The following is a 23,513-nucleotide window of genomic DNA, read 5'->3' on the forward strand; positions in this document are numbered from 1 at the left end:
GCGCATGGGCTGGTTCCGCCGCATCCTCTCCCGCCAGCGCCGCTCGGGCGTCTTCGGCCCTGTCCCGGCTTGGGGGCGCCCCCGCCTGCGGGATGCCTGCCGCCGCCTTTCCGACCAGGAGGAGGCCATGCGGGAGCTGTTCGGGCTACCCGTAGCGCCGCGCCTGATGCTGGCCGACGAGGAGCTGGCCGTCCTCATCGACGCCGAGGAGCGCCGCGCCATCGAGGGGGACGGCTGACCTCTTTGTGTCTCTATGGCAAATAGAAATTAGAAAATGCGGGGTGTTGCCAACCGCCGGACACGGACGATGCCCGCGCTCGCCCTGTCGCTCTCCCTGGTCTCCGTTCCGCTGTCGGCCCCGCTGATCGCGGAATCCCGAAAAAAAAGCCGCGCCATGGCGGCCGGTCACCGCCGAAATCTTGATGGACGCGAGCAGCGGAAAATCCGGCCCGTCCGCCTCGACGACACTGGAATAGGGTGTGCCCAGCGGCACGGGCTCAGGGTCCGAGAGGAGGTTCATGCGCACATGGTTGGTGCGCCGCGCGCCGACCCGCATACGGCAAGGGCCGGCGGGTTCGCGGTCGGTGAAGTAGAGCGTGATCCGTACCTCCACCTCTCGGTCACCGGCGTTGAGGATGCACAGCCCCTCGTAGCTGGTCAGTTCCGGCTCGGGACCGTGGCTCCAGGCCGGGATGTAACCGTCGGAAATGGCCCAGCGGGTGTGGCCGATGGGGGTGACGCTCATTGAATCGCTCCTGCCTATTCGGCGGCGTGCGGTGCCCGCTCCTGGTTGGTCAACGCGTGCGAGGACCGGCGGCGCAGCCCGTCACGCCAGACCTCGGCCCCTACGCCTTCCCGTACTATGGTTATGACTACGGATTCGAACCCGGCCAGGACTACTACGGCCTGCCCTACGACAGCGCGGATGTCGGCACGTCGAGCCGGTTCGACGCGAACCGCATGGACACCGCGGTCATCGGTTCGGGCCGCCCGTCGCGGCAGCCCCGGCCGCCGTGCCGGACGAGGCTGTTCGCGTAGCGGGCCTTTCAGTCTCCGCGATTGCGTCTCAATCCTTCGAGGATCTTGTCCACCGTGATCGGCAGGTCGCACACGCGCACGCCCGTCGCGTGGAAGATCGCGTTGGCGATGGCGGCCGGAACGCCGACGATGCCGATCTCCCCCACCCCCTTGGCGCCCAGCGGGTTCACCACCTCGTCGTGCTCCTCCACGAAGATCACGTCGATGTCGTGCACGTCGGCGTTCACCGGGATGTGGTACTCGGCGATGTCGTGATTCATGTAGCGGCCGAGCGTGTGGTCGGTGAAGGTCTCCTCCTCCAGCGCCATGCCGATGCCCCAGACCACCGCGCCCATGATCTGGCTGCGCGCGGTCTTGGGGTTGATGATGCGGCCGGCGGCGATGGCACTGACGACGCGGGTGACCTGCACCGTGCCCAGACCCTCGTCCACCCGCACCTCGGCGAAGATCGCCGAATGGGTGCCGAGCGCGTGGCGCGACCGCGCCAGGAGGTAGGGGACCGAGCGCGCCTCTTCCTCAATGGTCAGCAGTTCGGAAGCCCGCATCACGTCGGTGATCGACACGCGCCGCGACGGGTCGGCCTTGGCGACCAGATGGCCATCCGCGAAGACCACCTCCTGGTTCCCGATCCCGGCCAGCGGCCCGCCTTTCATTTTGGACGCCGCCGTTACCAGTCGGTCGCGCACCCGGTCGCAGGCCGCTTTCACCGCCGATCCGACCGACGACACCGTCCACGACCCGCCCTCGATGGGCGCCATCGGCAGCGAGGAGTCGCCGAGGTGGAAGGTCACGTCCTTGACGGACAGCCCCAGCACGTCGGCGGCGATCTGCGTCATCACCGTGTAGGTGCCGGTGCCGATGTCGGCGGTGGCGCTGCCAACCGTCAGCCTGCCGTCTACGCCCAGAGTCGCTTTGGCGACCGCCTGCCCCTGCATGGCGTCCCACACGCCCGACGCCATGCCCCAGCCGATGAGCTGCCGCCCCTCCCGCATGGAACGCGGCTTCGGGTTACGCTTCGCCCAGCCGAACCGCTCTGCCCCCTGCTGGAAGCAGGCGCGCAGTTCCTTGCTGGAGAATGGCTTGCCGGTGTTCGGATCGGTGTCCGTGTAGTTCTTCAGCCGCAGCTCAACCGGGTCCATGCCCAGCTTGTGGGCCAGCTCGTCCATGGCGATCTCAAGCGCGGGGACGCCGGTGGCGGCACCCGGCGCACGCTGGTCGAGCGGCGTGTGCACGTCGAGGCGGCAGAGCTTGTAGTCGAGCCGGACGTTGTCGCATTTGTACTGCTGACCCGACCAGTTGACGACGATCTCGACGTAGTTCTCGTTCTGGGAGCTTTCCTGCACCGCCTCGTGGATCAGCGCGGTTAGCGTCCCGTCCTTGCGGGCGCCCAGCGCCACGCGCTGGATGGTCTCCGGCCGGTGGCCGAAGCTGAACATCTGCGGGCGCGACAGCTCGACCCGGACGGAGCGCTTGAGCTGCGTGGCCGCCAGCACGGCCATGAACAGCTGGTGCTGCGGCCGCAGGCCGGAGCCGAAGGCGCCGCCGACGAAGGGAGAGAGCACCCGGACGTCGGACTTCGACAGGTTGAAGACGTTGCAGATCCAACTGTGGCTGTTCTGCGCGCCTTGGGTCTTGTCGTAGACGGCGAGCGTCCCGTCCTCGTGATGGATCACCGTGGAGGCGTGCATCTCCATCGGGTTGTGGTGCTCGGTGGCCTGGGTGAATTCCAGATCCACGCTCACCTCCGCCTCGGCCAGCGCCCTGTCGGCGTCGCCGCGCGGCTTGGGCGGCGGCTGGAACCCTCCCTTGTCCTTGCCGGGGGTGAAGGTGTCGTCGCGATGGGCGTGCAGGTCGGTGCGGTGGGGTGCGGCCTCATACTCGACCTGCACGAGGCGGGCGGCGTAGCGGGCCAGCTCGAAGCTTTCGGCCACCACCAGCGCCACCGGTTGCAGGGAGTGGATGATCTCGGCGTCGTACAGCGGCCGGAAGGGGGAGCCCTTGGGCGCGTCGTCGTCCTTCCACTTGCGGTCGAACCAGGCGAGGCTCGGCCGGTTCTCGTGGGTGAAGACGTGCAGCACGCCGGGCAGCGCCAGCGCCGCGCTGGTGTCGATGCGCGTGATGCGCCCGCGCGCGATGGTGCTGGACACGATGTAGCCGTGCGCAAGGCCGGGGGCGCTGAACTCGGCCGCGTATTTGGCGCCGCCGGTGACCTTCAGGCGGCCGTCCACGCGGCTGACCGGCTTGCCGATCTGGGCGCCGGGCTCGCGCAGGACGTCGGGGATGCTGGGCTTGGCGATCATGGGGTCTGCACTCCGGCGGCTTCACTCAACGCACGGACGATGGCGCGCTCGGCCAGGGGGATCTTGAAGGCGTTGTGCGCGTGCCCCTTGGCGCCGCGCAGGACCGCCTGGGCGGCGGCGGCGAAGCTCGCGGCCTCGGCCGGCTTGCCGACCAGCATCGCTTCCGCCTCGGTGTCGCGCCAAGGCTTGTGCGCCACGCCGCCGAGCGCCAGCCGGGCGGCGCGGATGGTGCCGCCCTCGATCTCCAGCGCGGCGGCGACCGACACCAGCGCGAAGGCGTAGGAGGCGCGGTCGCGGACCTTCAGGTAGGTGGAGTGTTCGGCGAAGCCCCGCGCCGGCAGGTCGATGGCGGTGACGATCTCGTCCGCGCCCAGCGTCGTGTCGATGTGCGGCGTGTCGCCGGGCAGGCGGTGGAACTCGGCGAAGGGAATGGTGCGCTCGCCCCGCGGGCCGGTCACGCGCACCGTCGCCTCCAGCGCCGCCAGGGCGACGCACAGGTCGGATGGGTGCACGGCGATGCAGTGCTCGCTGGCGCCGAGGATGGCGTGGATGCGGTTCACGCCGGTCAAGGCGCCGCAGCCGGAGCCCGGTTCGCGTTTGTTGCAAGGCGTGCCGCTGTCGTAGAAGTAATAGCAGCGCGTGCGCTGGAGCAGGTTGCCGCCGTTGGTCGCCATGTTGCGCAGCTGCGCCGAGGCGCCGGCCAGGATCGCCTTGGACAGCATCGGATAGCGGCTTCGCACGCGCTCGTCCCAGGCGGTGTCGGCGTTGCGGGCGAGCGCGCCGAGGCGCAGGCCACCGTCCTCCGTCTCCTCGATGCGGTCGAGCGGCAGGCGCGAGATGTCCACCAGATGGGCCGGGCGCATGGCGTCCGCCTTCATCAGGTCGAGCAGGTTGGTGCCGCCGGCGACGAAGCGCGCGTCCGGGTTGCCGGCCAGCGCCCGCACGGCGTCCTCCACCGTGTCGGCGCGGCTGTAGGTGAAGGCCCTCATGCCCCGCCCTCCCCCATCACCTGCCGGATCGCCTTGACGATGTTGGGATAGGCGCCGCAGCGGCAGAGGTTGCCGCTCATCAGCTCGCGGATGTCGTCGTCGGTTTTGGCCTTGCCCTCGGCCAGCAGCCCGGCGGCCGAGCAGATCTGCCCCGGCGTGCAGTAGCCGCACTGGAAGGCGTCGTTCTCGACGAACGCCTTCTGGAGCGGGTGGAGCGTGTCGCCGCTCGCCAGCCCTTCGATGGTGGTCACCGAGCGGCCGTCCTGCATCACCGCCAGCGTCAGGCAGGAATTGATCCGCCGCCCGTCCACCAGCACCGTGCAGGCCCCGCACTGGCCATGGTCGCAGCCCTTCTTCGTCCCGGTCAGGTCGAGGTGCAGGCGCAGCGCGTCCAGCAGGCTGGTCCAGGGGGCGACCTGGAGCGTCGTCTCGACCCCGTTGACCGTCAGCGTGACCGCCATGACCTCTGGCGGAGGAGGTGCAAATCCCATTGGATGCGGCATGAGAACTCCAGCGGCGGATACCGAGCGTGCCGCCGTGCAACAGGATGACGGCGGAGACGTTCCGAAGGCGACGATCGCGACGCCTCGGGCGGTATGCTGCTGACCTCGCATGCAACCCGACGATTCCAATGGCCATCGGCCACCCGGCGGGCGCCCTTTGCGGCTGCTGGTGATCGCCGGTTCCGACCGGCGTTTGATGGAAACCGTCAAACGCCTTCGGTATCACACAATCAGGCGACGATGCCGGCGTCGTGCAGGCGGCCGATCTCGGCCGCGGGCAAGCCGAGCAGGTCGGCCAGCACCGCATCGGTATCCTGCCCCAGCCGAGGTGCCGGGCGATGGTCGGTGCGTTCCCCCAGGCCGGGAAAGCTGAGGGGCGAGCCAGGAACCAGCAGCGGTCCGACCTCCGGCTGGTCGATCTGGCGGAACAGGGGATTGGCGGTGGAGCAGCGCGCGTCTTCCGTCACCAACTGGCCGAAATCCCGGTAAGGGCCCCACAGCACTCCCGCCCCGGCAAAGGCGCCCTCCACCTCGGATAGGGTGCGCGCGACGAACCAGGGGGCGAGCACCGCAGAAATCGCGTCGCGCGCCAAGAAACGCCCCCCCTCGTCGTCCATGTCCACGTCCATCAGCGGACCGATCATCGCCAGCCGGTCGGTCAGTCCGGTCGCCTTGCCCAGCGCCTTCCACTGGCGGTTCGAGATGGCGACGACCATCACCCGCCGGCCGTCGGCGGTGGCGAAGTCGCGGCCGTAAGCGCCGTAGAGATCGTTGCCCATCGGCGGACGCACGGTGCCGTTCACGCGCACGTCGGCGAGGTAACCCAGGTTGCCGACGGTCGCCAGCATCACGTCTGCCAGCGCCACCGTCACTTCCTGTCCCCGGCCGGTGCGGCGGCGGTGCCGCTCAGCCGCCAGCAGCCCGGTCGCGAGATAGAGGCCAGCGGCCACGTCCCAGGCCGGCAGCACATGGTTCACCGGCTCGCCACCCCGGCCGGTCGCCATCGGAAAGCCACTGGCGCAATTGACGGTGTAATCCACCGCTGCGGAACCATCCGGATTGCCGGTCAGCCGCAGCATGATCAAGTCGTCGCGTCTGGCGGACAACGCTTCATACCCCATCCAACCGCTGGCCGGCAGGTTGGTCAGCAGGAAGCCCGCGTTCTCGCCCGAGGCGGTGATGATCGCCTGCGCGATCTCCCGCCCCTCCGGCCGGTCGAGCGCCAGCGTCACCGACCGTTTCGCCTTGTTCAGCGCGGTCCAATAGAGGCTGGTGCCATTCGGCGCCACCGGCCAGCGCCGATAGTCGATGTTGCCGCCGATGGGGTCGATGCGGATCACCTCCGCGCCCAGTTGGGCCAGCGTCATGCCGCCCAGCGGAGCGGCGACGAAGGCCGACACCTCGACGACGCGCAGATCGGAGAGAAGCGAGGACATGGCGAGCGGTTCCATGTGAGGAGAATGTGGACGATGCGCTTAAAGCGAATTTGCATTCGCTTTAGATTCATATGGCCTTACTCGCCGGCTCTCAGCGGATGCCTTTGGCATCCGCCTGCCGCCAGCGGGAACTGCGTTCCCGCGAGAGGCCGGGCTTCGGACGCACGAGCGTCCGGGACCGCCGTCGCGGTCCAAAGCGGATCAAAATCCGCTTTAGGGAAAACTGCGGCATCGCCGCATTCCCCTTCATCCCCACCCTTCTCCCACAAGAGGAGAAGGGCCGCGGGTGGCGGGAAGGATCATCAAATGACCCGGTGGAGAAACAACGAGGTCGTCACACGCAACGGCCGCCGTCGATCTCCAGCACCACGCCGGTCAGGAAGGCCGCCTCGTCCGACGCGAGGTAAAGGGCCGCGTTGGCGACGTCGGTCGGCTGGCCCAGGCGGCCGAGCGGGACGATCCCCAGCATGCGCGCCCGCTTCTCCGGGGTATCGCCACCCATGAAGGTCGCGAGCAGCGGCGTCTCGGTGGCAACCGGTGCCAGGGCGCAGACGCGGATGTTGTCGGGCGCCAGTTCCAGCGCCAGCGACTTGGTGATGTTGTGCACGGCCCCCTTGGTCGCGTTGTACCAGACCAGCCCCGGACGGGGCCGCAGCCCGGCGGTGGAGCCGAGATTCAGGATCACGCCGGACTTCTGCGCCCGCATGGTCGCGACCACCGCCTTGGAATAGAGGTAGATCGACTTGACGTTCAGCGCGAAGACGCGGTCGAACTCCTCCTCGGTGACGTTTTCGAACGGGCCGTTGGCGTGGGTGGAGCCGGCGTTGTTGACCAGAATGTCAAGCCGCCCGAACGTCTCGACGGTGGTGGCGATGGTCATCTCGACGTCGGCCATGCTGGTCACGTTGGCCGGAATGCCGATGGCCGCCTCGCCCAGGCTGGCCGCGACCGACCGTGCGGCGTCGCCGTTGATGTCCACGACCGCCACGCGGGCGCCCTCGCGCACGAAGGTCTCGGCCATCGCGAGGCCCAGCCCCTGCGCCGCCCCGGTGATCAGGGCGACCTTGCCGTCCAGGCGCTTCGTCATTCTTGCTTCCTCCCCAAGGGATTATGTGGTGATGGGGAGGCTATCCGCGGCGCACGCGCCGTGCTATGGACCATCCGTCATAGCTGCTATCAGCCCGCACAGCGTGTCATCCGGCGCTGTTCTCTCCGGCGCTGCCGGGAGCGACGACCTTGCCCTTCAGCACGCCGTTGGCAACGCATTTCGCCACCTCGGCATGGATCAGCCGCAGCAGGGCGCGCGTCGCCTTCGACACCGGCTGATGCAGCGGGGTCGCGGTGACCAGCATGGCGTGCATGTCCTTCGACGTGACCTCGCGCGCGATCAGCCGGCCTTGGCGCACCTCGCGGTGGACGGCGCCGAAGGGCAGGATGGTCGAGCCCATTCCCTCCTCCACCAGCTGCTTGATGGCGGTGACGGAATCGATCTCCATATCGACCTGGAGGTCGATGTCGGCCCGCCGCACCGCCGCGTCCACCACCCGGCGCAAGCCGTTCTCAAGGCCCGGCAGCACGAAGCGCAGATCACCCAGCGTCTCCACCCCGACCGGCCCGTCGTTCCCGGCGGCGTCCGTGTCCTTGGCGGATTGGACGAGCAGCAGGTTCTCCACGAGCAACGGAGATGACAGCATGCTGCGCCCGCGCCGCGCGTCGTAGAGCACGGCGAGGTCGAGGCGTCCGCCCTCGACCCATTCCAGCAGCGTGCCGCTGAACACCTCGTGGATGCGCAGCGTGGCGTCGGGGTAGTTCTCGTGGAAACGGCGGGCCAGCGGCGCCCCCAACGTGGCGCAGATCGACGGGGGGAGACCCAGCGTGACGGACCCGGTCAGCCGTTCCGACTGGTCCTGGATTTCCTCCTTGATCTCCGACAGCGCGCCCAGCAGATGACGGACCACATCATACAGCTTGCGCCCCTGCTGGGTCAGCGAGACGCCGCGCCCATGACGGTAGAACAGGCTGGTGCGCAGCTCGTGCTCCAGCTTCTGCACCTGCCGGCTGAGCGCCGGCTGGGTGATGCCAAGCTTGACCGATGCCTTGGAAAAGCTGCCAAGGTCAGCCACCTGAACAAAGTAGCGCAGTTCCAGAAGTTCCATGAGCGGCGGGTCTCGTCGTTCGGCCTCCATGTCGGATAACGAATACTCTGGTATGATACAAGCGGAGTCGCGACAGGTCAGTCCTGCCCCGTCCTCCGCCGCATCTCGCCGTCAATTGCGCCGGGTGAGCAGACCGCGCGCCACAACCTGGGCCTGGATTTCTGCCGCTCCTTCGAAAATATTCAGGATGCGGGCATCGCACAGCACACGGCTGATCGGATATTCGACGGCGTAGCCGTTGCCCCCGTGGATCTGCACCGCGTTGTCGGCGTTCGACCAGGCGACGCGCGCGGCCAGCAGCTTCGCCATGCCGGCCTCGATGTCGCAACGGCGGTCGCTGTCCTTCTCGCGCGCGGCGAAGTACGTCAACTGGCGGGCGATCATCGTCTCCACGGCCATCCAGGCCAGCTTGCCGGCGACACGTGGGAAGGCGGCGAGCGGACGCCCGAACTGGACGCGCTCCTGGGCGTAGCGCAGGCCAAGCTCCATCGCGTTCTGCGCCACGCCGACGGCGCGGGCGGCGGTCTGCACGCGGGCGGATTCGAAGGTCGCCATCAACTGTTTGAAACCCTGGCCTTCGACGCCGCCCAGCAGATTCCCGCGCGGCACCGTGAAGCCGTCGAATCCGATCTCGTACTCCTTCATGCCGCGATAGCCGAGAACCGGGATTTCGCCTCCGCTCATGCCTTCGGCCGGGAACGGGTCCGCCTCGGTGCCGCGCGGCTTCTCGGCGAGCAGCATCGACAGGCCGCGGTAGCCGGGGGCGTCCGGATCGGTGCGCACCAAAAGCGTCATCAGGTCGGAGCGGCTGCCATGGGTGATCCAGGTCTTTGCCCCCGTGACGCGGTAGGTGTCGCCGTCCAGCACCGCGCGGGTGCGCAGGCTGCCCAGGTCGGACCCGGTGTTGGGCTCGGTGAAGACGGCGGTCGGCAGGATCTCGCCCGACGCGATGAGCGGCAGCCAGCGCGCCCGCTGCTCGGCGGTGCCGTTCAGGCGGATCAGCTCGGCGGCGATCTCCGCGCGGGTGCCGAGCGAGCCGACGCCGATGTAGCCGCGCGACAACTCCTCCGTCACCACGCACATGGCGAGCTTGCCCATGCCGAGCCCGCCATCCTCCTCCGGCACCGTCAGGCCAAAGACGCCCATCTCCGCCATCTGTTCGACGACGGCGATGGGGATCAGCTCGTCCTTCAGGTGCCACTCGTGGGCGTGCGGCTCCACCACGTCGGCGACGAAACGACGGAACTGGTCGCGCACCATGTCCAGCGCCTCGTCCTCCAACGCCGCGTCGCCGAAACCTCCGCCGTGAAGCGCATCGGTCAGCAATTCGGCGATGCGCAGCCGCAGGGCAGAGGCGTTGCCGGCGGCGATCAGCCGGTGCACCGCGTCGGTGCGGAATGCGGCCCGGTCCTCGTCGCCCAGCCCGAAGTCGGCGGGTCGGACGATCTCGCCCTGGCTCATCGCCAAGCCGCCGTCGAGTTGGGCCAGATATTCGCCGAAGGCGGCCTGGAGCATGCTCGCCTCCAGTTCGCCCAGCCGGCCCACCCGGTCCAGCCGCTCCGCCCAGCCCTGTATCTGGCGCAGCGCCTCGGCGTAGGTCGCCACCCAGGCGAAGCCGTGCGCCGCCACCTGATGGCGGTCGAGCAATGCCGCGTCCACGGACCCGTCCGGCGCCACCAGCGCCATGACGCCGCGCTCGGCGGCCTCGGCCAGCCGCGCCACCGCGTCGAGCGCCGCCGCCGTGCTGGACAGCAGGTCGGGAAGCAGAAGCGGACGGGCTCCCGTCGGGCTGGTGCCGGTCGGGTTGGTGCCGGTCGGGCTGGCGGTGGTCAGGGTGGACGACATGGCACGCTTCCTCGGTGTTTGTTGTTCGGTTCAACCCGTTTTGCCGCCCCCTTTGCGAGAGGGCCGAACGTCACTCCGCCGCCGCAACCTTCTCGCGGGGCGGGGAAGAGGTGGCGATCCCGGCGAAGGCCTGTTCCACCAGCCGGCGCTGGTCGGCCTCGTGGTCGCCGTGGAAGCTGCCGGCCGGAGAGGCCGCCTCATCGCGAGCCACGCAGGCGACGCGGGGTTCGGCGCAGCCGGCGGCCTCGCGCAACGCCTCCAGCCGGCGGTCCAGATAGGTCCAAGCGCCCATATTCCGTGGCTCCTCCTGCACCCAGACGCAGGACGCGCCCGGCCAGCGGCGGAACAGGGCCGACAGCGCGGCCTCCGGCAGAGGGTACAGCATTTCCAGCCGGACCACCGCCACGTCCTCCGCCCCCAGGGCCGCCCTCTCGCGCTCCAACTCGTAGGCCAGCTTACCGCTGCACAGCAGGATGCGCTCGGTCCGCTCCCCAGCCGTGGCGACGACCGGCTGGAAGGCGGTGCCGGGCGCGAAATCCGCCAGCGCCGACACGGCGGCGGGCAGGCGCAGCAGGGTCTTCGGGCTCAGCACCACCAGCGGCTTGCGGTCGCGGCGCAGCATCTGCCGGCGCAACAGATGGAAATAGTTGGCCGGGGTGGACGGGTGCGCGACGCGGATGTTGTCGCGCGCCGCCATCTGGAGGAAGCGCTCCGGCCGGGCGGAGGAATGTTCCGGCCCCTGCCCTTCCAGACCGTGCGGCAGCAGAATGACGAGGCCGGAGGGCTGGCGCCATTTGTCTTCGGCGCTGACGACGAACTGGTCGATCATGATCTGCGCGCCGTTGGCGAAGTCCCCGAACTGCGCTTCCCAGATCACCAGCGCGTCGGGCCGCTCCAGGCTGTAGCCGTATTCGAAGCCGAGGACGGCGTATTCCGACAGGGGGCTGTTGACCACGTCGAAACGGGCCTGCTCCACACCCAGATGATTCAGGCTGACGTGGCGGCGCCCGGTGACGGTGTCGGTCAGCGCGAAATGCCGATGCGAGAAGGCGCCGCGCACCACGTCCTGGCCGGTCAGCCGCACCGGCGTCCCCTCGGCCAGCAGCGAGGCGAAGGCCAGCGCCTCGCCGGTCGCCCAGTCCAGCGGCTCCTCCGCGCGGCGACGGATCACGCGCTCCACCTTGCGGTCCACGCTGAGTCCGTCCGGCACGGCGGCCAGCGCGGCCAGCAGCCCGCGCAGCCGGTCGTCGGCGACGCCGGTGTCCGGTTCGGCGGGGATCATGCCAGCCGGGGCGAACGGCGCCCAGCGCCCGCCGGGGAAACCGTCATGGTTCGGCCGGTGATCGGCGGCGGCGGCCAGCGCCTCCTGGAAACGGGTCTTGTGTCCGGCGGCCAGCGCCTCGGCCTCGTCGGAACCGACCAGCCCGTCGCCGGCCAGCCGCTTTGCGTAGAGCGCGCGGACCGGCGGGTGGGTGTCGATGGCCTTGTAGTCGAGCGGCTGGGTAAAGCGCGGTTCGTCGATCTCGTTGTGGCCGTTGCGGCGGTAGCCGACGACGTCGATCACCGCGTCGCGCCCGTGCGCCTGCCGGAAAGCCACGGCCAGATCGGCGGCACGCAACGCGGCGTCAGGATCGTCGGCGTTGACGTGCAGGATGGGGCTGTCCACGGCTTTCCACAGGCCGGTGCAGTGGAGCGAGGTCCGTGCCTCGTCCCGCTCGGTGGTGAAGCCGATCTGGTTGTTGACGATGACGTGGATGGTGCCCGCGACGGTGAATCCGGGGACTCCGGACAGTTGCAGCGCCTCCGTCACGCTGCCCTGGCCGATCACGCTGGCATCGGTGTGCAGAAGCACGCACAGCAACCGCTTGGCGTCGCCCCCCTGATCTTTCACCAGATCCTGGCGCGCCCGCGCGCGGCCCAGCGTGACCGGGTTGATCGCCTCCAGATGCGACGGGTTGGGCGACAGGGTCAGGGCCAGCGACCGCTCGCCGAAGGGCAGGCTGCTCTCCACCCCCATGTGATAGGGCACGTCGGCGGGAACCGGCGGGTCGGCCAGGAAGGGGTGCATGCCCTTGACCCCAGCGAACAGCTCGACCAGAGGCTTGCCCAGCACGTTGGCCATCAGGCTGAGCCGGCCACGGTGCATGGTCCCGACCTGCACCTCGGTGACGCCCGCCGCCGCCGCCGACGCGAGGATGCGGTCCAGCAGGGGGATCAGCGTCTCCATGCCTTCCGCCCCAAAGCGCTTCTTGGTCGGGTAGCGGACGGCGAGCAGTCTTTCGAACTCCTCCGCCGCGGTCAGCAGCGCCAGCGCGCGGCGGCGCGCCTCGGCGGGCGGAACGGCCTCCGCCCCCTCATAAGCGTCGCGCAGCCAGGAGCGGAGAGCCGGATCGTCGATGTGCGCGGTTTCCAGCGTCAGTGTGCCCTGGTAGAGCCGGCGCAGGCGTGCGGTCTCGGCATCCTCGGGCGAAACCGCAGCCGTTGGCGCCGCGCGGCCCAGAGGGTCGAGAGCGGCGGCGGCATGCCCGCGCTGGCGGATCTCCTCGCGCAGCAGCGGCAGGGACGGATCGGCCACCGGCAACCCGGCGGGGACGGCGCCCAATTCATCCAGGATCTGGAAGACGGCGCGCCAGCTCACGTCGACCGACGCGGGGTCCTCGCGGAAACGTTCCTGCAACGCTTCGAGATAGGCGGCCCCGGCGGCGTTGAGCGGAGAGGACAGCCTAGACATGGCGCACACCGTTCATGCGGTTGAACATCCGTCGGTTTGATGGCGGTTGAAGACGAGTTGCCCCCAGCTTATCGACCCGCCGCGCGGTGCGGAGCGCATGGCGTGCCTGTAACAGATATTCATTGCGGGCATATCAAACCGTCCGCGCCCGAACCGTTCGCGGCAGGCCACCACGGGTTTCGGAGGAAACCGTTCGCTTCACTGATGGCTTGCCGCGCTTATGGCTGATATGCCGGCGAAACGCATTCCGCTGTGCCGCCGCCTGATCCACTGTCAGGGTCACCACACCGTCCCCGGCCACGCGCAAAGGAGATGACGCCACCCCCGTCACAGGCCGCCGTCACCGCTTTGAAGACAGGACGCTCGATTGCCCGATCAGGCGCAACGACGTCCTGGAGACAACAGGGACCAAGCGCGTCGGACCAGCATCGCGCCGTCCGCACAACAAAACGTCCGCACAACAAAAATTTCGGGAGGAAGATCAGCATGAAGCGCCGTCAATTCTTCAAGGGTGCCGCCGTCGTGGCCGGCGCCTCCACCCTTGCCGCGCCGGCCATCGCCCAGTCGGAGCCGACGATCCGCTGGCGTTGCGTGTCCAGCTTCCCGAAGAACATCGAGGTGCTCTACGGCAGCGCCGAGGTGATGGCGAAGAACATCGCCGAGGCCACGGACGGCAAATTCCAGATCCAGGTCTTCGCCGCCGGCGAACTGGTCCCGGCGCTTCAGGCCCTCGACGCCGCCAGCAACGACACGGTGGAGATGGCCCACACCGCGTCCTACTATTACGTCGGCAAGGACCCGAGCTTCGCCTTCGGTTGCTGTCTGCCCTTCGGCCTGAACACCCGCCAGCAGAACGCCTGGTTCTATCACGGCGAGGGCGGCAAGCTGCTGGAGGAGTTCTACGCCGGCCACAATCTGAAGGCGCTTGCGGGCGGCAACACCGGCTCCCAGATGGGCGGCTGGTTCCGCAAGGAAATCAAGAGCGTGGACGACCTGAAGGGGCTGAAGTTCCGCATCTCCGGCCTGGGCGGACAGATCCTGTCCAAGCTGGGCGTCGTGCCCCAGCAGGTCAGCGGCGGCGACATCTACCCGGCCCTGGAGCGCGGCACCATCGACGCCGCCGAGTTCAACGGCCCCTACGACGACGAGAAGCTCGGCCTCTACAAGATCGCGCCGAACTACTATTATCCGGGCTGGTGGGACGGCACCTCGCTCCAGCACTTCTTCATCAACACCAACCGCTGGAACAGCCTGCCCAAGCATTACCAGGCGGCGCTGACCTCGGCGGCGGCGCTGGCCAACGTCGACAGCGTGGCGCGCTACGACGTGCTGAACCCGGCGGCGCTGAAGCGCGTGGTCGCCAACGGCGCGAAGCTGCGCGCCTTCCCGCAGGACGTTCTGCAGGCCAGCCACAAGGCGGCGCTGGAACTCTACGACGAGCTGTCGGACAAGAACCCGACCTTCAAGAAGTTCTACGAGAGCTACCGCCAGTTCCAGACCGATTCGAACCTGTGGGTGCAGGCGTCGGAATACGCCTACGACAGCGCCACCCTTCGCCTCGCCCGGCGCTGATCCGGCAAATCTCCAACCATAACCGGGGGGCGGAGCCGTCCCTCGGTCGTGGCATCGCCGCGTCATTCGCGGCCGGCTTTTCCGGGAGGGCCTGCCCACCATGCCGAGCCCCAACTCTTCCCCTTTCATGACGGCCCTGGTCGGGGTCTGCCGGCTGGTCGACGCGGTCACCGCGCGGCTGGGCAAGGCGATATCCTGGCTGATCCTGCTGGCGATCCTGGTATCGGCCGTCAACGCCGTCGTCCGCAAACTGTTCGACGTCAGTTCGAACTCGTGGCTGGAACTGCAATGGGTGCTGTTCGCCGCCGTGTTTCTGCTCTGCTCGCCCTGGACGCTGAAGGAGGACGAGCACATCCGCATCGACATCGTGAACGCGCAGCTTGGCAAGCGCGCCCGCGACGGCATCGACCTGTTCGGCCATCTGGCCTTCCTGCTGCCCTTCAGCTTCGTGATGATGGTCACCTCCTGGCCCTTCGCCGTCGCTTCCTACGCAATTGAGGAGCAGTCGATGAACGCCGGCGGTCTTCCGCAATGGCCGGCGAAAATGCTGATTCCGTTGGGATTCACCGTGCTGTTCGTCCAGGGACTGTCCGAGCTGGCCAAGCGCGCCGCGATCATGACCGGCCACCTGGAGGACGCCGACCACCGGGCCGGCGGCCATCAGGCGGCGGCGGAGGCCGAGGCGGATCGCCTGCTGACGGCTGAACGCGAGCGCACCGCCCACCCCGACACCCTTCCCAGCCGGTGAACGCGCGATGAGCACGACGTCCCCCACCCCTTCGCCGCGCGCCGTCCGGCTGTCGGTCATTTCCGTGGTGCTGCTGGCCGTGGTCGCCGTGGCGCTCTACGTGCTGCCGGTGCCGGGCGCCGCCGCGCTCGCCGAGCAGGACGGCTGGCGCGGCTGGGTCGGCCACAACATGGCGCCGATCATGTTCGCCACGCTTGTGGTGATGCTGCTGCTGGGCTATCCGGTCGCCTTTGCGCTGGCCGCCAACGGCCTGCTGTTCGGCCTGATCGGCATCGAGCTGGGGCTGTTCCGCCCCGACCTGTTCCAAGCGCTACCAGAGCGCGTCTACGGCACGATGAACAACGACGTGCTGCTGGCGGTGCCCTTCTTCACCTTCATGGGGCTGGTGCTGGAGAGGTCCGGCATGGCCGAGGATCTGCTCGACACCATCGGGCAGCTGTTCGGCTCCATCCGCGGCGGTCTGGCCTACGCCGTCATCTTCGTCGGCGCGCTGCTGGCCGCCACGACCGGCGTGGTAGCCGCCTCGGTCATCTCCATGGGCCTGATCTCGCTGCCGATCATGCTGCGCTACGGCTACGACCGGCGGCTGGCGTCGGGCGTCATCGCGGCGTCGGGCACGCTGGCCCAGATCGTCCCGCCGTCGCTGGTGCTGATTGTCATGGCCGACCAGCTCGGCCGTTCGGTCGGCGACATGTACGAGGCCGCCTTCATTCCCGGCCTGCTGCTGTCGGGCCTCTACGCCCTCTACGTCTTCGTCGTCTCGATGATCTGGCCCAAGGCCGCCCCCGGCCTGCCTCCGGAGGCCATCGCCTACCGCGAGCCGAACGGCGCGCGCGGTGTCTGGCAACTCGGCCTGCTGGCGCTGTTCTCGGGCGGGGTCGCCTATTGGGTTATGGGACGAACCGACGTGAAGTCCGGCGCCGACTACGTCGTGCTGCTGCTGTCCGTGGCGGTACTGGTCGCCTTCCTGGCGGCCGCGTTCAACCGGGGCTTCGGCGCGCAACGCCTCGCCCTTCAGATCGTCGCCACGGCGGCGCTGACGGCGGTGGCCGCGTGGCTGACGGTGAACGACTGGACCACCATAGCCCTGATCAGCGATTCCATCGCGGCGGGGGCGCTCTACGCCCTGGCCGTAGCGCTGGTGGAGCGGGCGAGCGGCCGGCGCCTGATTTCCCGCATGGCGGAGCAGGCGACCTTCGTGATGGTGCCGCCGCTGGCGCTGATCTTCCTGGTGCTGGGCACCATCTTCATCGGCCTCGCCACCCCGACCGAGGGCGGCGCCATGGGCGCAGTCGGCGCGCTGGCGCTCGCGGCGCTGAAGAAGCGACTGACCTTCGACATGGTGCGGCAGGCCACTTACGCGACAGCCAAGCTGGCGGCCTTCGTGCTGTTCATCCTGATCGGCGCGCGGGTGTTCTCGCTGACCTTCTACGGCGTCAACGGTCACATCTGGGTCGAGGAGCTGATGGTCTCCCTGCCCGGCGGTCAAATGGGTTTCCTGATCGCCGTCAGCGTGATGGTGTTCCTGCTGGCCTTCTTCCTCGACTTCTTCGAGCTGGCCTTCATCGTCATCCCACTGCTGGCTCCGGCGGCGGACCGGCTGGGCATCGATCTGGTGTGGTTCGGCGTCATCCTGGCGGTGAACATGCAGACCAGCTTCATGCACCCGCCCTTCGGCTTCTCCCTGTTCTTCCTGCGCTCGGTGGCGCCGAAGCTGCCCTACATCGACCGCATCACGAAGAAGGAGACGGCCCCCGTCCTGACCAACCAGATCTACTGGGGTGCCGTGCCCTTCGTCGTCATCCAGCTCGTCATGGTGGCGCTGGTGATCGCCTTCCCGCAGATGGTCATGCACTACAAGTCGGCCGCCACGAAACTCAACGACACGCAGATCGAGGAGCAGTTCAAGGGTTTGGGCGGCGACCTCGACGACGACTTGCCGCCGCTGGAATTCAAGTGATCGAGACCGAGGAAGGGAGAACGACATGCGCATCGCCGTCGTAGGAGCCGGCGCCGTGGGCGGCGCGCTGGCGGGGTATCTCGCCGCCACGGACCGGCACGAGGTGTCGCTGCTGGCGCGCGGCGCCCATCTGGCGGCGATCCGCGAAGGCGGGCTGACCGTGCAGACCCCGAAAGGGACGCTGTCCTGCCGGCCACGGGCCAGCGACGACGCCGACGACCTCGGCCCGCAGGATGTGGTGATCGTCACGGTGAAGGGGCACGGGCTGCCGGCCTTGGCCCCGTCCTTCCCGGCGCTGTGCGGGCCGGACACGCTGGTGGTGGCGGCGCAAAACGGCATCCCCTGGTGGTATCTGTACGGCGCCGGGGACGGCGTGACGCCGGAGCCGCTGGAGGTGGTCGATCCCGGCGGCGCCGTCTGGTCGGCCATCGGGCCGGAGCGGGTCGCCGCCTGCGTGATGGAGGTGCTGCCCGCCCGCATCGTCGAGCCGGGCGTCGTCGCCCACACCGCTATGCCGGTCCTGGCCTTCGGCGCTCCCCGCCCCGGCGACCACGCGGAGAAGCTGGCGGCCCTGGCCGACTCCTTCAACGCGGCCGGCGCCACCGCCCGCCTGCCCGCCGACATCCGCGTGCCGCTGTGGAGCAAGCTGATGCTGAACATGGCGGTCGGCCCGACCAGCGTGCTGACCGGCGCCACCATGGGCGCTATGGAGCAGGCCCCCGGCATGGCCGCCGTTCAGGGCCGGCTGATGCGCGAATGTCTGGATGTGGCCCGCGCCTGGGGCGTCGATCTGCCCGACGACATCGACGAACGGTTGAGCCGGGGCAGCGGCGTGCCCGGCCACAAGCCATCGATGCTCCAGGATTTCGAGGCGGGACGGAGCATGGAGATCGACCCCATCGTGACCGCCGTTCTGGAACTGGCCCGCCGCCGCAGCGTGCCGGTACCGACCATCGAGACTTTGTGGGCAATGACCGCCCTGAAGGAGCGGGTGGCGCGCGCCGACTGAGCGCGGACGCCACCAGCCCCCTTACAAACCGTTTTCCGGAGAAGACCCTCATGTCCCCCGTCCCCCATTTGATAACCAATTTCATCGCCGGTGCGTGGCGTCCAGGCCGCGACCGGCTCGACATCTTCAACCCGTCGGATCTGGACGAGCTGGCCGGGTCTTATTCCCTGGCCGGCGCCGACGACGTGACGGAAGCGGTGGCCGCCGCCCGCGCCGCTCAGCCGCATTGGCGCGCCGCCACGGTGGAGCAGCGCTCGTTGGTGCTCGACGCCATCTCCCGCGCGCTGTTCGACCGCAAGGACGAGCTGGCACGCATCGCCGCGACCGAAGGGGGCAAGACCATCCCCGACGCGCTGGGCGAGATCACCCGCGCCGCCCATCTCGCCCGCTTCTTCGCGGCAGAGGCACTGCGGGCGCCGGGCGAGACGCTCGGCTCGGTCCGGCCGGGGGTCGAGGTGGACGTGACGCGCGAGCCGGTCGGCGTCATCGGCCTCGTCACGCCCTGGAACTTCCCGGTCGCCACGCCGATGTGGAAGATCGCCCCGGCGCTGGCCTTCGGCAACGCAGTGATCTGGAAGCCGTCGGAAAAGACCCCCGGCATCTCCATCGCCGTCACCCGTATCATCGCGGAGGCGCTGGAGGCCCACGGCATGCCCGCCGGCCTCTTCAATCTGGTGATCGGCGCCGGCCCCAACGTCGGCGCCGCCGTGGTCGATGCGGTGGACGCCGTGTCCTTCACCGGGTCAGTCAACACCGGACGGCGCATCGCCGTCCGCTGCGCGGAACGCATGATCCGCGTCCAGCTTGAGCTGGGCGGCCAGAACCCGCTGGTGGTGCTGGGCGACGCCGACCCGGAGCGCGCCGCCGAGATCGGCGTCAACAGCGCCTATTTTCACGCCGGCCAGCGCTGCACCGCCACCGGCCGCTTCATCGTCGAGGACTCGATCCACGACGCCTTCGTCGCCGCGATGACGGAGCGGATGGCGGCGCTGCGCGTCGGCCACGCCCTGCTGCCGGAGACGCAGATCGGCCCGGTCATCGACGAGTTCCAGCTGACCAAGAACCTGCAATACATCGACACCGGCCTGAACGAGGGCGCCCGGCTGGCGTCCGGCGGCGGGCGGCTGGACCGGCCGACGCGCGGCTGGTTCCTGGCGCCGACCCTGTTCACCGACACCAGCAACGCCATGACCATCAACCGGGAGGAGGTGTTCGGCCCGGTCGCCAGCGTCATCCGCGTCAAGGATTACGAGGAGGCCCTGGCCGTCGCCAACGACACCGATTACGGCCTGTCGTCGGGCATCATCACCAACTCGATGAAGCACGCCCGCCATTTCCAGGCCAACATCCAGGCCGGCATGACCATGCTGAACCTGCCGACGGCCGGCGTCGATTATCACGTCCCCTTCGGCGGCCGGAAGATGTCGAGCTACGGCCCGCGCGAGCAGGGACGCTCCGCCATCGAGTTCTACACCATCATCAAGACGGCCTATCGCGCGCTGTGACGCGAAACCGAAGCCCAGGGAGAGCCTTCTTGTCCAACGACACCCTGACCACCGGGCGGCCGGACTTCGCGACGGCCGTGCTCGCCCCCATCCGCGCCGTCGTCGGCGACCGTGGGCTGATCACCGACCCGGACACCATGAAGCCCTTCATGGAATCCTGGCGCGACGGCTGGGTCGGCCGCTCGCCCGCCGTGGTGCTGCCCGACAGCACCGAGGATCTCGCCGCCGTGGTGCGCATCTGCGCCGAAACCCGCACGCCCATCGTGCCCCAGGGCGGCAACACCGGCCTGACCGGGGCCAGCCAGCCGCACGCCGACGGGTCGGAAATCGTCATCTCCACCAACCGGCTGAACCGCATCCGCGAGATCGACATCGACAACGACACGATGACGGTGGAGGCCGGCTGCATCCTTGCCAACATCCAGAACGCGGCGCGCGACATCGGCCGGCTGTTCCCGATGAGCCTCGCCGCCGAGGGCTCCTGCCAGATCGGCGGCAACATCGCCACCAACGCCGGGGGCGTGCAGGTCGTGCGCTACGGCAACATGCGCAACCTCGTCGCCGGGCTGGAGGTGGTGCTGCCGGACGGGCGGATCTGGGACGGGCTGCGCGGCCTGCGCAAGGACAACGCCGGCTACGACATGAAGCAGATCTTCATCGGGTCGGAGGGCACGCTGGGCATCGTCACCGCCGCGGTGCTGAAGCTGTCGCCGCTGCCGCGCGCCACCGCCACGGCGCTGGTCGCGGTGTCGGCGCCCAGCGACGCCGTCGATCTGCTGACCCGCGCCAAGGGCGTGGCCGGCGACCGCATCGTCACCTTCGAGCTGATCCAGCGCGACTGCATCGACGTGGCCCGCCGCCACGTGCCGGACGTGCCCGACCCCCTGCGCGACCGCTATCCCTGGTACGTGCTGGTCGAACTGGCCGACCAGGACAGCGGCAATCGCTTGGCCGAGATGCTGGAAGGCATCCTGGAAGCGGGGATGGAGGCCGGCGAGGTGCTGGACGGCGTCGTCGCCGCCTCGAAGGCCCAGGCCGATTCGCTGTGGCGCATCCGCGAGGGCATCCCGGAAGGGCAGAAGCGCGAGGGCGTGTCCTTCAAGCACGACGTGTCGGTCCCAATCTCACGCGTGGCGCGCTTCCTCGACCGCGCCAACGCGGCGCTGGAGCGGGCCTGTCCGGGCATCCGTCCTTTCGCCTTCGGCCATCTCGGCGACGGCAACATCCATTTCAACCCGATCCAGGCGGAAGACGGCGACCCGGCCGAGTGGCGGGCGAAGCTGGCGACGGTGAACGCCATCGTCCACGACATCGTCGTCGAACTTGGCGGTTCCATCTCCGCCGAGCACGGCATCGGCCGGCTGCGCATCGACGAGATGCCGCGCTACAAGTCGGCAGTCGAGCTGGACATGATGGCGACGCTGAAGCGCGCCTTCGATCCGCACAACATCATGAATCCGGGCAAGATCCTGCGCTCCTCCGGAGACGCGCGATGAGCTTCGGTCATCTGAAGGACTGGATCGGCCGGGTGGAGGTGCAGACGGACCGTGCTGCCGCCGCCCCGCTGGCCGGCCTCGCCGCCACGCTGGACCACGATGCCCCGCCCTGGCCGGTGGGGGAACTGCCGCCGCTCGGCCACTGGCTGCATTTCCTGCCGCGCGCGCCGCAACGGGAGATCGCCGAGGACGGCCACCCGCACAAGGGCGGCTTCCTGCCGCCTGTGCCGCTGCCACGGCGGATGTGGGCCGGCGGCGACCTGCGCTTCCTGGCGCCGATCCCACTGGACGCCGAGATGCACCGCACCTCCACCATCGAGGCGGTGGAGCACAAGACCGGCCGGTCGGGCGACATGGTGTTCGTCAGCGTGCTGCACGAGATCGCGACCGACGCCGGCGTGGCCATCCGCGAACGGCAGGACATCGTCTATCGCGACGCGGCGAAACCGGGCGAGGCGGCACCGCCCTCCCCCGCCGGAGCCGATCCCCTGCCCGACGCCGGCTGGAGCCGCGACGTCACCCCCGATCCGGTGCTGCTGTTCCGCTATTCGGCGCTGACCTTCAACGGCCACCGCATCCATTACGACCGCCCTTACTGCCGCGAGGTGGAGGGCTATCCGGGACTGGTGGTTCATGGGCCGCTGACCGCGACGCTGCTGATGGATCTGGTGTTGCGCAACGTCGGCGGACGACGGATCGAGGGTTTCCGCTTCCGCGCCCGCCGGCCGCTGTTCGACACGGCTCCCTTCACCCTGAACGCGGCGGACCGGGGGGACGGGCGGATCGAGGCATGGGCCGCCGGCCCCGACGGCGCGGCCGCCATGACCGCCGACGTCGCGGTCGCGTCATGAACGGGCTGTTTCACGATGGGCGGCCCCGCCGCAGTTGGCTGTTCACCCCGGCGACCCGACCTGACCGCTTCGACCGTGCCGCGGAATCCGGCACTGATGTGCTGATCATCGACCTGGAAGACGCGGTGGCGCCCGCCGACAAGGCGGCGGCGCGCGACGCGGCTCTGGCCGCCCTGGCCACGCCGCCCGTCCGGCCGATCCTGCGGGCGCTGCGCATCAACGCGCCGTCCACCACCGACGGGCTGGAGGATCTGCTGGCGCTGGTGCGCGCTCCAGCGAATGGCCTGCCGGATTGCGTCATCCTGCCGAAGGCCGACAGCGCCGACATGATCCGCTGGATCGACGGGTTGCTGGCCGGGGCCGGGAACCCGTTGGCGCTGATCGCGCTGATCGAATCGGCGCGCGGCATCGCGGTGGCGGAGGACATCGCCCGCGCCTCGCCCCGGCTGGCCGCGCTGTTCTTCGGGGCCGCCGATCTGTCCGCCGACCTCGGCTGCGCGATGGCTTGGGAGCCGCTGCTGTCGGCGCGCTCGCGCCTTGTCAACGCGGCGGCCCTGGCTGGCGTCGAGGCGATTGATTCCCCCTTCTTCGCCCTGAACGACCCCGCCGGACTGGAGCGGGAAGCCGCCGCCGCCCTAGCGCTGGGATTCGGCGCGAAGGCGGCGATCCACCCCGGCCAGATCACCGCCATCAACGCCGCCCTGACCCCAACCGAAGCCGAAACCGCTCAGGCCCGCCGCATCGTGGCGGAGAGCACCAAGGGCGTCGCTGTGGTCGATGGCCGCATGATCGACGAAGCGATGGCGCGCAAGGCGCGCCGCATCCTGTCCCGCGCCGCGAGCGCGGCCCAGCCGCAGAGGGACTGGCCTCCATGAAAATCCTCGCCCCGGTCAAGCGGGAGGTCGACTACAACGTGAAGGTTCGCGTGAAGGCGGACGGTTCGGGCGTTGAGACCGCCAACGTGAAGATGAGCATGAACCCCTTCGACGAGATCGCCGTCGAGGAAGCGGTTCGGTGCAAGGAAGCCGGCAAGGCTTCGGAGATCATCGTCGTGTCGGTCGGCCCGGCAGCATCGCAGGAGACGTTGCGCACCGCGCTGGCCATGGGTGCGGATCGCGGCATCCTGGTGCAGACCGAGGCCGAGACCCAGCCGCTGGCCGTCGCCAAGGTGCTCAAGGCGCTGGTCGAGAAGGTATCCCTGCACCATACTGGCTGGCACAAAAGCTACCGAAACTCCCCTGGCACCATCGGCATGGCACCCCACTCAACAAATCAGATGCATGTATAGATGAATTTTAAATTTGTATCCATTGTGGAGCCTATATAGCGCCCTCCGGGAAATATCTTCGTTTTCTGTTCGATCGCGCCTGTAAT

19 protein-coding genes and 1 pseudogene are annotated in these 23,513 nt (G+C 68.9%); 11 read left to right on the forward strand and 9 right to left on the reverse strand.

Annotation, left to right across the window (positions count from 1 at the left end):
- Positions 1 to 4 precede the first annotated feature (4 nt).
- The gene (locus J2852_RS23400; protein WP_209880399.1) at positions 5 to 238 is read left to right on the forward strand and encodes a hypothetical protein; all 234 of its coding nucleotides are present in this window, start codon (positions 5 to 7) and stop codon (positions 236 to 238) included.
- Here J2852_RS23400 and J2852_RS23405 read toward each other — a convergent pair.
- Positions 146 to 745 carry a sensory rhodopsin transducer gene (locus J2852_RS23405; RefSeq protein WP_209880401.1) on the reverse strand — a complete coding sequence of 200 codons (600 nt, stop codon included), beginning with the start codon at positions 743 to 745 and terminating at the stop codon, positions 146 to 148. The genes J2852_RS23400 and J2852_RS23405 overlap by 93 nt on opposite strands.
- Positions 746 to 801: 56 nt before the next feature.
- Here J2852_RS23405 and J2852_RS23410 point away from each other — a divergent pair, with 56 nt between their 5' ends.
- On the forward strand, positions 802 to 1,038 hold the full coding sequence (locus J2852_RS23410) for a hypothetical protein (protein ID WP_209880403.1): 237 nt from the start codon (positions 802 to 804) through the stop codon (positions 1,036 to 1,038).
- A gap of 8 nt (positions 1,039 to 1,046) precedes the next feature.
- Here J2852_RS23410 and J2852_RS23415 read toward each other — a convergent pair whose 3' ends face one another.
- From J2852_RS23415 to J2852_RS23450, 8 genes are all read right to left on the reverse strand, one after another.
- On the reverse strand, positions 1,047 to 3,338 hold the full coding sequence (locus J2852_RS23415; RefSeq protein ID WP_209880404.1) for a xanthine dehydrogenase family protein molybdopterin-binding subunit: 2,292 nt from the start codon (positions 3,336 to 3,338) through the stop codon (positions 1,047 to 1,049).
- The gene (locus J2852_RS23420) at positions 3,335 to 4,327 is read right to left on the reverse strand and encodes an FAD binding domain-containing protein (RefSeq protein ID WP_209880406.1); all 993 of its coding nucleotides are present in this window, start codon (positions 4,325 to 4,327) and stop codon (positions 3,335 to 3,337) included. Before J2852_RS23420 ends, J2852_RS23415 begins: the two co-directional genes overlap by 4 nt.
- Complete coding sequence (locus tag J2852_RS23425; RefSeq protein WP_209880408.1) at positions 4,324 to 4,788, reverse strand: (2Fe-2S)-binding protein; 465 nt, start codon at positions 4,786 to 4,788, stop codon at positions 4,324 to 4,326. The genes J2852_RS23420 and J2852_RS23425 overlap by 4 nt, the downstream gene beginning before the upstream one ends.
- Before the next feature lie 272 nt (positions 4,789 to 5,060).
- Positions 5,061 to 6,266, reverse strand: a complete 1,206-nt coding sequence (locus J2852_RS23430; RefSeq protein WP_209880409.1) for a CoA transferase — start codon at positions 6,264 to 6,266, stop codon at positions 5,061 to 5,063.
- Positions 6,267 to 6,600: 334 nt separating this feature from the next.
- Entirely contained in the window at positions 6,601 to 7,353 is a 753-nt protein-coding gene (locus tag J2852_RS23435; protein WP_209880411.1) for a glucose 1-dehydrogenase, read from the reverse strand.
- A gap of 106 nt (positions 7,354 to 7,459) precedes the next feature.
- The gene (locus J2852_RS23440; RefSeq protein WP_209880413.1) at positions 7,460 to 8,422 is read right to left on the reverse strand and encodes a LysR family transcriptional regulator; all 963 of its coding nucleotides are present in this window, start codon (positions 8,420 to 8,422) and stop codon (positions 7,460 to 7,462) included.
- A gap of 111 nt (positions 8,423 to 8,533) precedes the next feature.
- On the reverse strand, positions 8,534 to 10,267 hold the full coding sequence (locus J2852_RS23445; protein ID WP_246499933.1) for an acyl-CoA dehydrogenase family protein: 1,734 nt from the start codon (positions 10,265 to 10,267) through the stop codon (positions 8,534 to 8,536).
- A 70-nt stretch (positions 10,268 to 10,337) separates the two neighbouring features.
- A complete protein-coding gene (locus J2852_RS23450) occupies positions 10,338 to 12,998 on the reverse strand; it encodes a 2-oxoglutarate dehydrogenase E1 component (protein WP_209880415.1) in 2,661 nt (886 codons plus the stop codon).
- 486 nt (positions 12,999 to 13,484) lie between these two features.
- On the opposite strand from J2852_RS23450, the gene J2852_RS23455 reads away from it, so the two are divergent.
- The 9 genes and pseudogenes from J2852_RS23455 to J2852_RS23495 all read left to right on the forward strand — a co-directional run.
- On the forward strand, positions 13,485 to 14,570 hold the full coding sequence (locus J2852_RS23455; protein WP_209880417.1) for a TRAP transporter substrate-binding protein: 1,086 nt from the start codon (positions 13,485 to 13,487) through the stop codon (positions 14,568 to 14,570).
- A 100-nt stretch (positions 14,571 to 14,670) separates the two neighbouring features.
- Positions 14,671 to 15,318: a TRAP transporter small permease subunit gene (locus tag J2852_RS23460; protein WP_246499934.1), complete on the forward strand. Its 648-nt coding sequence runs from the start codon at positions 14,671 to 14,673 to the stop codon at positions 15,316 to 15,318.
- A 7-nt stretch (positions 15,319 to 15,325) separates the two neighbouring features.
- Positions 15,326 to 17,278, forward strand: a complete 1,953-nt coding sequence (locus J2852_RS23465; protein ID WP_209880419.1) for a TRAP transporter large permease — start codon at positions 15,326 to 15,328, stop codon at positions 17,276 to 17,278.
- A 25-nt stretch (positions 17,279 to 17,303) separates the two neighbouring features.
- Positions 17,304 to 18,287: a ketopantoate reductase family protein gene (locus J2852_RS23470; protein ID WP_209880420.1), complete on the forward strand. Its 984-nt coding sequence runs from the start codon at positions 17,304 to 17,306 to the stop codon at positions 18,285 to 18,287.
- Positions 18,288 to 18,337: 50 nt separating this feature from the next.
- Positions 18,338 to 19,792: an aldehyde dehydrogenase family protein gene (locus tag J2852_RS23475; RefSeq protein ID WP_209880422.1), complete on the forward strand. Its 1,455-nt coding sequence runs from the start codon at positions 18,338 to 18,340 to the stop codon at positions 19,790 to 19,792.
- A gap of 29 nt (positions 19,793 to 19,821) precedes the next feature.
- Complete coding sequence (locus J2852_RS23480) at positions 19,822 to 21,288, forward strand: FAD-binding oxidoreductase (RefSeq protein ID WP_246499935.1); 1,467 nt, start codon at positions 19,822 to 19,824, stop codon at positions 21,286 to 21,288.
- Positions 21,285 to 22,139, forward strand: a complete 855-nt coding sequence (locus J2852_RS23485; protein ID WP_209880424.1) for an HTD2 family dehydratase — start codon at positions 21,285 to 21,287, stop codon at positions 22,137 to 22,139. Before J2852_RS23480 ends, J2852_RS23485 begins: the two co-directional genes overlap by 4 nt.
- On the forward strand, positions 22,136 to 23,014 hold the full coding sequence (locus J2852_RS23490) for an aldolase/citrate lyase family protein (protein WP_209880427.1): 879 nt from the start codon (positions 22,136 to 22,138) through the stop codon (positions 23,012 to 23,014). The genes J2852_RS23485 and J2852_RS23490 overlap by 4 nt, the downstream gene beginning before the upstream one ends.
- Positions 23,011 to 23,331 (forward strand): annotated as a pseudogene (locus tag J2852_RS23495) (electron transfer flavoprotein subunit beta/FixA family protein); the annotation flags it as partial. The gene J2852_RS23490 and the pseudogene J2852_RS23495, both read left to right, overlap by 4 nt.
- Between the last annotated feature and the right edge of the window lie 182 nt (positions 23,332 to 23,513).

The organism is Azospirillum soli, assembly GCF_017876165.1.
GTDB classification, from domain to species: domain Bacteria; phylum Pseudomonadota; class Alphaproteobacteria; order Azospirillales; family Azospirillaceae; genus Azospirillum; species Azospirillum soli.

Excerpts from the sequence above, each read along its gene's own strand:
- J2852_RS23485 (WP_209880424.1), top strand. The coding sequence starts at position 21,285 with ATGAGCTTCGGTCATCTGAAGGACTGGATCGGCCGGGTGGAGGTGCAG.
- J2852_RS23445 (WP_246499933.1), bottom strand. The coding sequence starts at position 10,267 with ATGTCGTCCACCCTGACCACCGCCAGCCCGACCGGCACCAACCCGACC.
- J2852_RS23435 (WP_209880411.1), bottom strand. The coding sequence starts at position 7,353 with ATGACGAAGCGCCTGGACGGCAAGGTCGCCCTGATCACCGGGGCGGCG.
- J2852_RS23475 (WP_209880422.1), top strand. The coding sequence starts at position 18,338 with ATGTCCCCCGTCCCCCATTTGATAACCAATTTCATCGCCGGTGCGTGG.
- J2852_RS23455 (WP_209880417.1), top strand. The coding sequence starts at position 13,485 with ATGAAGCGCCGTCAATTCTTCAAGGGTGCCGCCGTCGTGGCCGGCGCC.
- J2852_RS23470 (WP_209880420.1), top strand. The coding sequence starts at position 17,304 with ATGCGCATCGCCGTCGTAGGAGCCGGCGCCGTGGGCGGCGCGCTGGCG.
- J2852_RS23450 (WP_209880415.1), bottom strand. The coding sequence starts at position 12,998 with ATGTCTAGGCTGTCCTCTCCGCTCAACGCCGCCGGGGCCGCCTATCTC.
- J2852_RS23465 (WP_209880419.1), top strand. The coding sequence starts at position 15,326 with ATGAGCACGACGTCCCCCACCCCTTCGCCGCGCGCCGTCCGGCTGTCG.
- J2852_RS23425 (WP_209880408.1), bottom strand. The coding sequence starts at position 4,788 with ATGGCGGTCACGCTGACGGTCAACGGGGTCGAGACGACGCTCCAGGTC.
- J2852_RS23440 (WP_209880413.1), bottom strand. The coding sequence starts at position 8,422 with ATGGAACTTCTGGAACTGCGCTACTTTGTTCAGGTGGCTGACCTTGGC.
- J2852_RS23460 (WP_246499934.1), top strand. The coding sequence starts at position 14,671 with ATGCCGAGCCCCAACTCTTCCCCTTTCATGACGGCCCTGGTCGGGGTC.
- J2852_RS23420 (WP_209880406.1), bottom strand. The coding sequence starts at position 4,327 with ATGAGGGCCTTCACCTACAGCCGCGCCGACACGGTGGAGGACGCCGTG.
- J2852_RS23415 (WP_209880404.1), bottom strand. The coding sequence starts at position 3,338 with ATGATCGCCAAGCCCAGCATCCCCGACGTCCTGCGCGAGCCCGGCGCC.
- J2852_RS23400 (WP_209880399.1), top strand. The coding sequence starts at position 5 with ATGGGCTGGTTCCGCCGCATCCTCTCCCGCCAGCGCCGCTCGGGCGTC.
- J2852_RS23405 (WP_209880401.1), bottom strand. The coding sequence starts at position 745 with ATGAGCGTCACCCCCATCGGCCACACCCGCTGGGCCATTTCCGACGGT.
- J2852_RS23430 (WP_209880409.1), bottom strand. The coding sequence starts at position 6,266 with ATGTCCTCGCTTCTCTCCGATCTGCGCGTCGTCGAGGTGTCGGCCTTC.
- J2852_RS23490 (WP_209880427.1), top strand. The coding sequence starts at position 22,136 with ATGAACGGGCTGTTTCACGATGGGCGGCCCCGCCGCAGTTGGCTGTTC.